The organism is Bacillus sp. EB600, from assembly GCF_024494385.1.
Lineage (GTDB): Bacteria > Bacillota > Bacilli > Bacillales > Cytobacillaceae > JAEVLT01.
In genome coordinates this window covers 1-12,189 of record NZ_JAEVLT010000066.1, presented here as the reverse complement: position 1 = coordinate 12,189, position 12,189 = coordinate 1, and the positions used below count along the sequence as shown (strand labels likewise).

General features: G+C 35.5%; 16 protein-coding genes and 1 pseudogene. 6 read left to right on the top strand and 11 right to left on the bottom strand.

Annotation, left to right across the window (positions count from 1 at the left end):
- Positions 1 to 60 precede the first annotated feature (60 nt).
- Together mntA and hepT are read left to right on the top strand one after the other, a co-directional pair.
- Positions 61 to 468, top strand: a complete 408-nt coding sequence (gene mntA, locus JN080_RS27650; RefSeq protein ID WP_256239166.1) for a type VII toxin-antitoxin system MntA family adenylyltransferase antitoxin — start codon at positions 61 to 63, stop codon at positions 466 to 468.
- Positions 458 to 843 (top strand): annotated as a pseudogene (gene hepT / locus JN080_RS27645) (type VII toxin-antitoxin system HepT family RNase toxin). The gene mntA and the pseudogene hepT overlap by 11 nt, the downstream one beginning before the upstream one ends.
- Before the next feature lie 47 nt (positions 844 to 890).
- Here hepT and JN080_RS27640 read toward each other — a convergent pair.
- Both JN080_RS27640 and JN080_RS27635 read right to left on the bottom strand, forming a co-directional pair.
- A complete protein-coding gene (locus JN080_RS27640; RefSeq protein ID WP_256239165.1) occupies positions 891 to 1,142 on the bottom strand; it encodes a hypothetical protein in 252 nt (83 codons plus the stop codon).
- Positions 1,143 to 1,349: 207 nt separating this feature from the next.
- Complete coding sequence (locus tag JN080_RS27635; RefSeq protein ID WP_256239164.1) at positions 1,350 to 1,712, bottom strand: helix-turn-helix domain-containing protein; 363 nt, start codon at positions 1,710 to 1,712, stop codon at positions 1,350 to 1,352.
- A 282-nt stretch (positions 1,713 to 1,994) separates the two neighbouring features.
- On the opposite strand from JN080_RS27635, the gene JN080_RS27630 reads away from it, so the two are divergent.
- The gene (locus tag JN080_RS27630; protein ID WP_256239163.1) at positions 1,995 to 2,624 is read left to right on the top strand and encodes a DUF1643 domain-containing protein; all 630 of its coding nucleotides are present in this window, start codon (positions 1,995 to 1,997) and stop codon (positions 2,622 to 2,624) included.
- A 218-nt stretch (positions 2,625 to 2,842) separates the two neighbouring features.
- Here JN080_RS27630 and JN080_RS27625 read toward each other — a convergent pair whose 3' ends face one another.
- From JN080_RS27625 to JN080_RS27610, 4 genes are all read right to left on the bottom strand, one after another.
- Positions 2,843 to 3,286: a hypothetical protein gene (locus tag JN080_RS27625; RefSeq protein WP_256239162.1), complete on the bottom strand. Its 444-nt coding sequence runs from the start codon at positions 3,284 to 3,286 to the stop codon at positions 2,843 to 2,845.
- Positions 3,287 to 3,568: 282 nt separating this feature from the next.
- Positions 3,569 to 4,357: a DUF4230 domain-containing protein gene (locus JN080_RS27620; protein WP_256239161.1), complete on the bottom strand. Its 789-nt coding sequence runs from the start codon at positions 4,355 to 4,357 to the stop codon at positions 3,569 to 3,571.
- A 284-nt stretch (positions 4,358 to 4,641) separates the two neighbouring features.
- Positions 4,642 to 4,980 (bottom strand): DUF3291 domain-containing protein, encoded by a 339-nt coding sequence (locus tag JN080_RS27615; RefSeq protein WP_256239160.1) that lies wholly within the window; start codon positions 4,978 to 4,980, stop codon positions 4,642 to 4,644.
- A 472-nt stretch (positions 4,981 to 5,452) separates the two neighbouring features.
- The gene (locus JN080_RS27610; protein WP_256239158.1) at positions 5,453 to 5,959 is read right to left on the bottom strand and encodes a GNAT family N-acetyltransferase; all 507 of its coding nucleotides are present in this window, start codon (positions 5,957 to 5,959) and stop codon (positions 5,453 to 5,455) included.
- A gap of 198 nt (positions 5,960 to 6,157) precedes the next feature.
- On the opposite strand from JN080_RS27610, the gene JN080_RS27605 reads away from it, so the two are divergent.
- On the top strand, positions 6,158 to 6,997 hold the full coding sequence (locus JN080_RS27605) for a tyrosine-type recombinase/integrase (RefSeq protein WP_256239157.1): 840 nt from the start codon (positions 6,158 to 6,160) through the stop codon (positions 6,995 to 6,997).
- Positions 6,998 to 7,142: 145 nt separating this feature from the next.
- Here JN080_RS27605 and JN080_RS27600 read toward each other — a convergent pair whose 3' ends face one another.
- Both JN080_RS27600 and JN080_RS27595 read right to left on the bottom strand, forming a co-directional pair.
- Complete coding sequence (locus JN080_RS27600) at positions 7,143 to 7,322, bottom strand: hypothetical protein (RefSeq protein ID WP_256239156.1); 180 nt, start codon at positions 7,320 to 7,322, stop codon at positions 7,143 to 7,145.
- 131 nt (positions 7,323 to 7,453) lie between these two features.
- Positions 7,454 to 7,582, bottom strand: a complete 129-nt coding sequence (locus tag JN080_RS27595) for a hypothetical protein (protein ID WP_256239155.1) — start codon at positions 7,580 to 7,582, stop codon at positions 7,454 to 7,456.
- A 510-nt stretch (positions 7,583 to 8,092) separates the two neighbouring features.
- On the opposite strand from JN080_RS27595, the gene JN080_RS27590 reads away from it, so the two are divergent.
- A complete protein-coding gene (locus JN080_RS27590; protein ID WP_256239154.1) occupies positions 8,093 to 9,316 on the top strand; it encodes an IS110 family RNA-guided transposase in 1,224 nt (407 codons plus the stop codon).
- A 126-nt stretch (positions 9,317 to 9,442) separates the two neighbouring features.
- On the opposite strand, the gene JN080_RS27585 is transcribed toward JN080_RS27590, so the two are convergent.
- The 3 genes from JN080_RS27585 to JN080_RS27575 all read right to left on the bottom strand — a co-directional run bounded on the left by JN080_RS27585 (position 9,443) and on the right by JN080_RS27575 (position 11,343).
- Complete coding sequence (locus JN080_RS27585; RefSeq protein WP_256239153.1) at positions 9,443 to 9,685, bottom strand: DUF7336 domain-containing protein; 243 nt, start codon at positions 9,683 to 9,685, stop codon at positions 9,443 to 9,445.
- Positions 9,686 to 9,769: 84 nt separating this feature from the next.
- On the bottom strand, positions 9,770 to 10,000 hold the full coding sequence (locus JN080_RS27580; protein ID WP_256239152.1) for a hypothetical protein: 231 nt from the start codon (positions 9,998 to 10,000) through the stop codon (positions 9,770 to 9,772).
- Positions 10,001 to 10,233: 233 nt separating this feature from the next.
- Positions 10,234 to 11,343, bottom strand: coding sequence for a lactonase family protein (locus JN080_RS27575; RefSeq protein ID WP_309144722.1), 1,110 nt, complete (start codon positions 11,341 to 11,343; stop codon positions 10,234 to 10,236).
- A gap of 402 nt (positions 11,344 to 11,745) precedes the next feature.
- Between JN080_RS27575 and JN080_RS27570 the strand changes: the two genes are divergently transcribed.
- Positions 11,746 to 12,018, top strand: coding sequence for a hypothetical protein (locus JN080_RS27570; RefSeq protein ID WP_256239150.1), 273 nt, complete (start codon positions 11,746 to 11,748; stop codon positions 12,016 to 12,018).
- Positions 12,019 to 12,189: the final 171 nt, after the last annotated feature.

The following is a 12,189-nucleotide window of genomic DNA, read 5'->3' as shown; positions in this document are numbered from 1 at the left end:
TTATAATATAAAGCGAATGTTTGGTATAATATTCAATATAATCCATTTGGAGGGATCCTTTTGACAAATAAAATTCTCGAGAAAGCTCAAGAATTCTTAATCAATAAAATCAATCCATCCTTTATCATTGTCTTTGGTTCCTTTGCTAATGGTACAACTCATAAAGAAAGTGACATTGATATAGCTTTTTATAATAAAGAGCGAGATCTTTCCTCCTATGAAGTTTTTATGTTAGCACAAGAGCTTGCGGATATTCTTAAAATGGATGTTGATTTAGTCGATTTAACGCATGCGTCTACTGTCTTCCAAGCACAAATCTTTTCAACCGGAAAAGTGATTTTCTCAAATGATGAAACATTAAGGATGAATATTGAGATGAGATCTTTAAGTATGTACGCAAAGTTAAATGAAGAGCGTAAATTGATTTTAGAAAATGTAGATGAAAGCGGGACTATCTATGAAAAATGATGTCATTTTAAATAAGATAAGCGTCATTGAACGCTGTAAAAAAAGAATTCTCGAAGTATACGATCAAAAGCCAGAAAACCTAAAAGATTATACAAAACAAGACTCCATCATTCTAAATATTCAACGCGCTTGTGAAGCCTGTATTGATCTAGTTATCTAGCTATGCATATTGTAGCGCAAGAACGCTTAGGATTACCACAAACCAGTCGTGATGCTTTTGATATGCTTGAGGCCACTTCAATAATTGATAAGGAAATAGCTAAACGGTTAAAGACGATGGTCGGATTCCGAAATATTGCTGTTCATGATTACCAGACCATTAACTTGAATATTTTAGAACAAAGAGATGCTACTTTAAGCCTCGCTCCCAGTTAGTTCAACTAACACATTCTTTGCTTTAGCGTATTATGGTCGTTTGTTCATTAGAAAGGCAAATCACAATTATTCTCAACATTTCTCCATTCCAATTTTTCCAATTTCTGAACTAAATCAGTAATATCCTTATCGCCATCTACAATAACCTTTTCTAACTTGGCATGATAAGACATTTCTTTTTTTATCTGCTTCCAGAAATCTAAAGCCACTTGCACAGGTTGTTTGCCCCTTAACAGAAAGGAACCACTCTGTGTTAATCTGCTATTAGCAATGTAATGTATTTCTATTGTCACATTCATTTCCTTCCTCCTCATTCATTTCCATTTGGTGAGACAGTATGCGTCAATTACGACATAAATAAGCCATTTCTTTTCTTCAGCAGCTTGGTTAGCTGACCAAGAAAAGGTAGCACCACAACCCCCCCATCTTAAGCATAAGCACCTAAAGTTGAACAAGACTTCTGCCTCTAAATATCTTCAAAATATTTATCGAATTCAAACCATATCTTATTGTTTGTTAATTTTATATAAAACTTTATTGATAATATCCTCTTCTTTATCAACTAATAGGTTATTTAAAGCTTCCAATAATACCTCTTTCGATATTATTTTAGCCTGTTTTTCTATTTCTTTCTTTGTGAAGAAATTAATAACAACTTTTTGATTATCAGAAGGCTCCCTACCAACAAGTTGATCTAATGAAACTTGAAATAAATCTGCAAGTTTCATTAGATTATCTATACTTGGCTCAATGCTACTTTCATACCTAGTGTAAGTGGTTCTTGATATACCTAAAAAATCTGCTATATCTTGTTGTGTAAGATTTTTATCTTTTCTCAATATCACTAAGTTTGATTTTAAATTGTTCATATAAAGACACCATCCTCTTTTTATATAAAAACTATCTATAATAATGATAACTTTTTCTCCTTCGCTTTTGAAATCAAAATACGATATAAAAGGTAGGTTACTTGAAGAAGAAAAATTCAGGTAAACTGCTCCATTAGTTTTAATAAAAAAAGCCGCACAAATGGCAGCTGTATCTTCAAGTATTGCGCCCTTTAATGGAATTACAAGGATCTTCTATTACCTGGTTACTTAAACCAATATGATATTAATATTTGTGATATTATCAAAAAAGTAGGTGACACTTTGGCCAAAAGAAGTTATGACTCCAAACTAGTTAGAATAAACGGGATAAAGGCAAAAAAGAATCCTCTTAACAGTAAAGTTGAAATTAGAACTTCTTTAAGGATTCCTTTAAAGAGAGGCATTGCATCCTGTATCCTTATGAATCCAAGTACCGCTGATAGCGTTGACTCCGATGATACCATTAACTTTGTTACTGAATACATTCATAAGAACATCCCTGATATCCATTGGATAAGGTTTTATAACCTTTACCCTTTTTATGAACCTAAGTCACCCAAGATCTATCATCTAATTCATAATTTAACACCATTAGAATATAGTACAGCAATGGATGCAAATAGACTAGAAATTAAGAAATCGCTTGAATCAACTACTCATTTGTTTCTTGGTTACGGTCAATGCAGTGGAGATTCAAATGATAAGGCTAGTTATTATGATATCGAAACAGTTAAGTTATTGAACATGATTGAGAAGAAATATAAGAACGATATTTTTGTATTTGAAACTTCTCAATCAAATAAGGTTCTTATTAAAAATAAGTATCCTAGACAGCCTAACCCAAATAATGAACACTTTGCTACTAATCATCACAAGTGTCACATTAAGAACGGATCGATAATACTAATTTAAGAGACATGGGGGTGATAAATTCCCCATGCAAATTCTAAGAAAGGAAAAAAAATACACACATTACTATTCCTTCTTTAACTGATCCGTTAGTGAAAAAGCGTTCCTGCTTATTGCAGAAACAGCCCAAAAATTGCAAAATGAGCGCAAATCCTCAAGAATGGCGCCCGATTATGGAAGATCTTATTGAAGATAAGCACCCGTTAGCTGAATAAGAAATATCATTTATTTAGATTCAAGTACAATACTTCATTTGCATCAGGGGTTTTTAGTAGTAATTGAGAGTAGTGGATTAAACACTTTCCAATGAACTCTTCTTCATCTTCGACATCGATTTTTACATCAAATTCCTCTGGCAAAAACAAAATATAATCACCAGCAATTCTTTCCCATAACAACTGTAAAAATTTCAAGTCACCTTTGCCAATAATTTTAGTGTAAGGGTTGCTAGTGAGTTTAGGATATGGAGAACTTCCTTCATACCACCAAAGAATTGTACATTTTTCGGAACCATAAATTTTTGTTATGTAATCAAATAAGTCTTGTAACAATTCTTTTTTTGGTTCTCCTAAAGGGAAGTTTAGCAATACATTTAATTTAGCTTTTTGTCTTATATCTTGATTTAAACCAATTACATCTAAAAAATCTTCCCAAGAATCCGACATACTATCCCCTCCTAAACTTTTAGGAATTAAACGTCTTATTGAAGCGTCTTGCATTTTACTTAAATAAAATTCGTGGAAAAGGCAGTTATTCCTTCTTCCACTAAACTTCCACGTTAGCACAACAAGCAAAAAAAGACTGCCGCAGCAATCTCCATCTTTTACTCTTGTTATTTGGTTAATGATTGGCGATTTCTACAATAAGTAGCATTTGACAAACCTCTATGGTTCCCCCAATAAATTACAGAACAGGCCTGTCTCAAGTAGAATGGGTAGGCCGTCCTATTAGTTAAACGTGATATTTACCCTATAACCCATATTCTTAAAAAATTCCTTTAACACTTTTTCTGCATTTTTCTCTGCAGTATCTAGTAAACCACTAGAGATGGCATCTTGACGAATTTGCTCTTGTGCCTCAGCGGCCTTTTTAAACCCCTCATCCATTTTAGTATCAGCACGGAAAAGCCCACCATTTTCATAGGTTTGTATTTTATCCATCTGTAATGATGGGTCCTGGATGAGCTTTGCATGAGGAAGGGTAATATCTATTTCTTTTGTTTTTTCATTAATAACCATGTCCTCAGAAGTAATCCCTTTCAAATCAACACCAGCAATAACCGTCCCAGGTACAATTAATAGTAGTTCACGCTTTATTCCTGGCAAATTCTTAGAGATGTCTTTCCCGAAAATCTTATTATCCTCTTCGTGTATAACCGCTTTCGTATAAGCTTCAGCTGTTGCCAATGTGGATAGCTCTTGAACGTGTTCAACAAACGTGACAGACTTATGTTTGAAGGTACTGCCCGCAAATAGCCAAATTACTCCTGAAGTGATGATTAAAAGGACAAGGATGGCTAAAATAATCTTAAATACACCAGCTTTAAAGAAAAACTTAAATATTCCTTTCGGTGGAGATACAGATCTTAAGTTATGATCTATCGCAATAGTTGCAGCACTTTGCTGTTGTGCTTCTTTTAATTCTATTAATAGTCTTTCTAGCTGTGCAATTTTTTCGTCTTTTTCTTCTATAATTTCTCTATTGGTATTCATTTTTTCACCCTTCATTTTTAACATTACAATGTTTATCCTTTTAATCCACTAATAAGGTCCCATACTTACTTAAATCCATAAAATCCCCACATTTCAAAAAAAAGGTTTGGTACTTTCGTTACAAAAGGGACTGACTCCTTCTACGACTATCCTGCCCGTTACTTCAATAAGAAAAAGCATTACCGTTGTTCCAGTAATGCCCCCGTTACTTTAAGTACAATTTTTCACAATGTGCTTCGTTAGTCGTAATTAGGAACAGTTGATAGTATCTTAAAGTATGGCATCCATTCGTTTAAGAAAATTGAACCTCACTCAATTCTGCCAAACTTCTTATGTAATCTGTCTTTACACTCATTCCAAGTAGGAATAGATTCTTCTTCCCAATTAATTGATTCTAATTTATCTGCAATATTTCGTGATATTTTCATTGCTTTTAAATGATTACCATTATTTCGAAAGACCTTCATATGTTCCTTGCTTTCCCATACTGTCAGAGTCCAGTATGTGTCCCATCCTTCTGTGTTCAAAGAAGAAAATTTTAATCCTTCTGCTTTTTTTGACTGAATTTTTGATTTAATTGTATGAAAAAAAAAGCTAGCTAACTTTCGTTTACCTTTTAAATGCAACCTAGTAACTGAAATAAACATATCGTATTCATCCTTTCACATAAAAACTATGATAGTAATATTCCATTTATAGGTAAGCAAATCCTTTTAGTAAATGTTTTTAACTTCCACTAAACTGCCCCGTTAGCCATCCATGCAGCATAAAATCAGCGCTGCACCACAGAAGAATGAAAATGGGTTGGAAGTGTCAATACTGATACTGACCTTAATCCAGTCAACCCTAATCCATAGCTTATTAATTATCGCTCTCCTCTTTTTTTAACGATTGAGCAGGGTCTTCTTTAGTATTGTCATCTTTCTGTTCTTGAAGAAACTTATTTTCATGGTAGTGAAATAGCAATTATGCCACCCAATGGCTAAAAAAACATAATGGGTTCGGTTTAAAGGTGCAAAACACCGATTCGTAACCGAATTCATAGATGTTTACATTAGTTTTGAACAGCATATTAGCAATAGAAAAAGGAATCGAATTAACTCATCTACTTTTTTTAAATCAAGCAAAAGAAAATCGATAAGCTTTTACTATAATTCCGTCCCTTGCAGGTTCAAAATCAAATTGAGGTAATCGAACGAAACCCATCTCTTCATAAAGGTGCATAGCCACTTTCATAAAATCAGCCGTATGTAACCCAATGCAGGTAGAATCATATGTTTTTGCTTGCTCTATACATTTTTGGATTAACAGTTTTCCTATCCCTTTTCCTCTTGCTTGGACATCAACTGCCAGCATCCTGATTTCTGGATAATCCAAAATATCTGCTATTCCTTTATAAGCATCTGATCTAGCTGGAAACAATGCGACACTTCCAAAAATTTTCTCTTCCACTTCAGCTACAAACATTTCTACACCTGGTTGACCATCAGCATCCGACGTAATAGCCTTTTTTAAGGCTTTCCAATGTTCTTCAGGTATAGAAGCTGAATGTTCAATATAAGCTTTTAAACGCATTTCTTTGATTTTTTCTTTTTCATAGTCTAAAGCCTTACGAATTTCGATCATTCGAATCTCCCCTATTTTTGGTGTATTATTATGATTACATTTACTCATTAATCACTGAAAAATTACATTAATTATTCTCTGTTCTTTAATACTTATTCTTCTTCAACTATCCTGCAACGTTACTTCAATATCTAACGTCTTTATTTCTAGATTCAAGGCAATAATTCCTCTAATGCAACCAATAAGGAGGAATTGATTTTGCAATTAACACAAGCCTGGGAACTTTATAAATCGGACAAAAGGATTGAAGGATTCTCTCCACAGACATTAAAAGCGTATAGGCTCCAATCTAAGTTACTCATCCGTCACTTTAACGATGTGAGTATTGAATCAGTAACCACCGATCAGTTGAAAGGATACCTAGCAAAATCAAGTGAACATTTAAAGCCATCAAGTTTAGCCCATCGAATTCGATTCATTAAATCGATATTTCGTTGGTCACACGAAGAAGGGCATATAACAAAAAATCCAGCTGCCAAAATTAAAGAACCTAAACAAGGGAAACGAATCCCAAAATTCTTAACAGAGAGGGAAATTGAGCATTTAAGGGAAGCGTGTTTTACTCCAATGGAAAAGGCATTATTTGAATTTATGTTTTCCACAGGTTGTAGAATTGGTGAAATAGTTTCTCTCGAAAAAAATTTTATCAATTGGTCAAATCGCTCTGTCATTGTACTGGGAAAGGGGGATAAAGAAAGAGAGGTCTATTTTAATATACGATGTGAAATTTGGCTGAAACGATACTTAGATTTTCGTCAGGATAAAGACCCAGCTATTTTTGTAACTGAACGGCACCCGCATAAAATGAGTATTGATCAGATGAGGTACATAATAAAACGAATATCAAGCCGTGCAGGGATCAATAAAGAAATCCACCCACACCAACTACGCCACAGCTATGCCACACATCTATTGAACAACGGAGCTCCTCTCGATGTCATTCAAAGTTTACTAGGACACGAAAAAAGCGAGACCACTAGGATTTATGCTCAGTTAAGTGGAAGCATTAGAAGAGAATTTTATAGAAAATACTTTTAGAATTAAAGTGAAAAAGGCAACGGGTTTAACGCTGCCTTTTTCACTATTGCCCCCGTTACTTTAAGTATAATTCTTCACAAAATCCCACTGATTAGTTTATTGGTAAGCATAATATAAAATAAATCTAAAATAAAAGAGACTGATGCTAGGCATCCGTCCCCACTTGCTTACCATTTTTATTATCACAGCGGTCTAATGCTTCAAAAAGAAGATCTCTTTTCATCAATTCCATTTTTAACATCTTCTTAAAATCTTTATCCTTTTTATCCAGTTGTAGCTTTTTGAGATATAAACCAATCAGTTGTTCATCACTTAGGTACTCCATTTATTTCTCCTAATCAATTTTTCATTAAAATACTGAAAACCATATAAAAGTAAAGCTTCCAATGAGAAGAAATAGTATTTAAAAACCCCTTCAACCGTATCTGAAGGGGTTTTGCTTGTGTAACAGAACTTTTATTGTTTTTTCAATTCATTAACAATCTCATTAATGCGTTTTTCCACTTCATAAAGGTTCCTCTGCATCCGATCACGCCGACTGGTCAAAACCTGCAATTCCTGTTTCAATTCCTCTGTTTTGCTCATGTTTTCCCCTCCGGATAATAATATATCATTAGTATGCTAGCAAAAAAACATTTTTAGCAGGGTCTCACTGAGATAATCCAAAATTCATCTTTTCTTTTATTCTTTTCATATCAAATTCATTATATAATTCGTTAAAATTTTCAATTGCTTCTTCACTTGGTTCATTATGTATTAATTTTATATTTAAATTATACTGCCAGTTACCTCTATAAGAAAAATACGTCTCCACTTATTGTAGAAACGCCCCCGTTAGCCATCCATGCAGCGCAAGATCAGCGCTGCACCACAGAGAATGAAAATAAACTAAAACCGTCAATACTGCTACTACGGCTGGGAGAAGAAGGTCGATAAGCTATGGTGCCATTTGAGCCCATCCGTTAGTCTGACTCCAACGACCACGGTGCATCACAGACTGTCGCTCCCTTACGGGAAGCACTCATGGGAGATTAATCCTATTCTGGTTATTGCACCAGCCTCCAATTATGTTTAGCCGTAGAAAGGATGTCTTCAATGGAAGTAATCATTGAACGCGCATGTGGTATGGATGTCCATAAGGATAGCATTACTGCTTGTATTCTCACACCAGAAGGAAAGGAGATTCAAACATTTTCAACAAAAACAGTCTTTCTTTTAAAGTTGATTGATTGGATCAAAGAGCATGGTTGCACTCATGTAGCAATGGAAAGCACAGGTGTATTTTGGAAACCAATTGTTAATATTCTTGAAGCCGAAGAGATTGTGTTTTTAGTTGTGAATGCGCAACATATGAAGGCAGTTCCTGGACGTAAAACAGATGTGAAAGATGCAGAATGGATTGCCAAGCTTCTTCGGCACGGATTACTTAAAGCTAGCTTCATTCCTGATCGGAATCAACGCGAACTTCGTGAATTGGTTCGGTATCGTCGTAGTATCATTGAAGAGCGTGCTAGACAACATAATCGGATTCAAAAGGTTTTAGAAGGAGCAAACATTAAACTCGGCTCTGTTGTTTCTGATATTATGGGAGTTTCAGCAAAAGATATGCTTCGAGCTATTGGAGAAGGTGAAGATGATCCTAAGATACTCGCAAATTTCGCTCGACGAACCATGAAGAAAAAGAAGGAAGAACTAGAACTCGCTCTAAAGGGATATATAAATCCTCATCAACGAATGATGATTAAAACGATTCTAACGCACATTGATTTTTTAACCGAACAAATTGATATGCTAGATCAAGAGGTTGCCGAAAGAGTCAAATCTTATAAAGAAGACATTGAACGATTGGATTCCATACCGGGGATTGCAACTCGAATGGCAGAGCAAATTCTGGCGGAAATTGGAACGGATATTAAAAATCAATTTCCAAGCGCAGCTCATATATGTTCCTGGGCAGGCTTAGTACCTGGACATAATGAGAGCGCTGGAAAAAGAAAGTCATCTAAATCAAAAAAAGGAAACAAATATTTAAAATCTGCATTAACTGAAGCAGCCCAATCCGTAAGGGGATCTAAAAATTATCTTGGTGAAATGTATAGAAGAACTGCAGCACGAAAAGGTAGCAAAAAAGCCGCAATAGTCGTTGCCCATGCCATGTTGAGAATCTCCTATTATCTTTTAACTCGGAAAGAGATGTATGTTGATTTAGGAGAAGACTACTTCGATAAGCAAAGACAGCAATCTATTATTCGTCATTCAACGCGAAGACTTGAAAGCTTAGGTTACACCGTATCATTAAAAGAACCTGAAGTATCTTGATCCACTCTGAATTAGCTTCAAAAACCATAAATCAGGCGCAATCCCCTTTTTTAAAAAAACGGATGGCTTGTGTCTTCTTTAGTATTGCCATTTTCTACAGATTTCAGAATTAATTTTCATGGGAGCTTAATAAGCATCCGTCCATTTAATAAAGCCTTCTTCCCATCCACTAATTTTATCAATCTCGTATTTACCTATATGAGAGCATTCCTTGGGATGGTCTTTAAACCCAGGTAGTGTCATATATTTTTCAATCACTTCTTCCGCCTTTTCTTTTGTTGAAAAGACACCAATCATTTTTATCTCATCGAACATTTCGCCGTCAAATTCATACTCGTAACCGTGTTCTAAAACATATACATACCGCACAGAAATACTTCCCCTATTTTTTCGATTATTAATTGTGAAACAAAAGCACCCGTTACTTTAATAAGGTTAATGAATAATCATTGATTACCATTCAATATCCATAAATATTTCTGAAAGCAGTTTTCCCTGGATTGTCCCATTCTTAAAAAGAAGTTCGGGGGTTTTAAATTCTTGTGTAAAAGAACCTTTAACCCTTGTAAGGTAATATCCATCTTGGTTTTGACTAACCCAGTATTCTTCATTTTGGTAATAAAAATTAAACTCTTCTCCCCAAGCTATACGTTCTTGAAATTCTTCAAATTCATCCTTAGTCATTTCTTTCACCCCATTTAAATATATGCTTCCTTTTTCAACAAACCTGCCAGTTAGTAGAACAAGAAAAGCGACTGCCCTTATTGAACAATCGCTCCTGTTAGTTTAAGTACATTTCTTCACAATCTTGCTTGCAATTATGTTGCCTCATAACAAAAGCCACCAATGTGTCGGCAGCCTTGTTTTTAGAAACTCCTGTATATTCTTTTCCTCCCAGTATGGTGAACCTAATAGAATCAAAGAACAGCTAAACCTTGCGACCCAAAGTAAGGAAAGTTAGTCCAGGCAGCAACCTGTAATCTTACTAGACTACCATCATCTTGGATATTAAATACTGACACTGTACCCTGATTTCCGTTAAGCGTATAGAGATATCGCCCATCTTGACTGACTTCAATATTCATAGGTAAACCGGTTGGTGTACCTGCTGGCGTACTGGAATTATGCCCGGCTACCGTTAAGGCACCGCTTCCGCTAATTCGATAAATGGTTATTGTACCGCTAAAGGTATTGGTCGCATATGCAAAACGTTCATTTTTTGATGCCGTCACCCAGCAAGTGGCCTTTTGTCCGGTCGGTATAGAGCCACTAATTACATGAAGGATTCCATTGTCACTTAAGGAATAGGAAGAAAGCGCATTAGAACCTACTTCCGTAACTAAAAGCAACCCTGAGGAAAGAAAATAAGAGCCAAAAGGCATATTGCCATTAGATTCGTTAATCATTGGTCCTGTCACTGTACCATTTTTGTTAACATTAAATATGCTGAGATGGTTTGTAGTAAGTTCAGGTATAATAATTTTACTTCCGTTCGGAGTGAAGAGGACTTGCGCGGGTTGTGCATTAATGGTGCTTAGAGAGCGATTAGATCCTGGAATAGGAAGGAGATGCCCGTTTTCTTCTATATAAAAACCCGAAATATTCGATGCAAAATGATTGGCGGCATCACCTACATTGGAGACATAAAGAAGGTTCCCGAATACACCGATGCTATTGGGTTGGGCGCCTCCCGATGGTTTTACGTTCGCAAAGATAAGACGCCCATTTTCAGTTACCATAAAACTGCTGATACTATTACTGCCTGCATTAACTGCAAAAAGGAAACGACCATCACTGGACAAAGTTAAAGAGCCTTGAGACTGAAGAGGATCGATTCCATCGTTCCGCAATGCGGTTGAGACTTCCTTTGTCCCCGTACCTTTTCCGTAGGTCGGATAGGAAGCCATAAAGGTGAGCAATCCATTCATGTCCTTGTAAAAGGCAATGATTTGATTCATTACTTCATTATTGGTCATCATGTACACCATACTCGCACGCGCACGAAAATAATTGTTCATTATCTGCATTTTATGACTCTCCTCCTTCCATAATTTTATATGGTTCTTTTGCCATTTACATTCCGAAAATGGAAGTGAATTGGTTTACAAAGAGAGGTGGACTATCATCCAACTTATCCCACTAACCTGACCCTTTAGTTTAAGTACAACATTTCACAATCTTGTTGTTGGAATAAGAAAAAAGCGATCTTCATCTTGAAGAATCGCACCCTTTGAATAAGATTAAAAGAACAGGAGCCGTCTAAACAACTCCGTTAGTAATGAGCACTAATGTTAATCGGGAATTTTGAACTAATATATGCAATTTCAATAAGCTTGTTAAAAGAATGGAAATTTAATTTTGATCTTTCACAAACCCTGACAAATACTATTGGCTGATTTTACTTTTATATAAATTGCTGGAGTTTCACCTTGGACCAAACTGATGCCCTGCGTGAGGATGTCCTATCTGTTGCCCTGTTTGTTGTCCTATCTGTTGCCCTATTTCTTGCCCTGTTTGTTGCCCTATTTCTTGCCCTGTTTGATACACTGCTTGTTGTCCCGCCTGATACCCTGCTTGATACCCCGCTTGATACCCCATTTGATACCCAGCTTGATGTATTGCTTGTGTTCCACCGCTCGGTTGAGCTATTTGTTGCCGTTCATCGTACATATCTAATTGTTGATATTGTTGTTCAAACATAGGGCTAAAGGTCTTATTAAAGAATTTATTTTGATTATACATATACTCACCACCTGCATTATGGTATTCAATTTAAGAATAAATTGAGCTTTTCCATAAAAGAACAGGCACCTAACCCTGTATTGTAACTTTTCGAGGATAATATAAAAAGGTTATTGAACTAAACTGCCCCG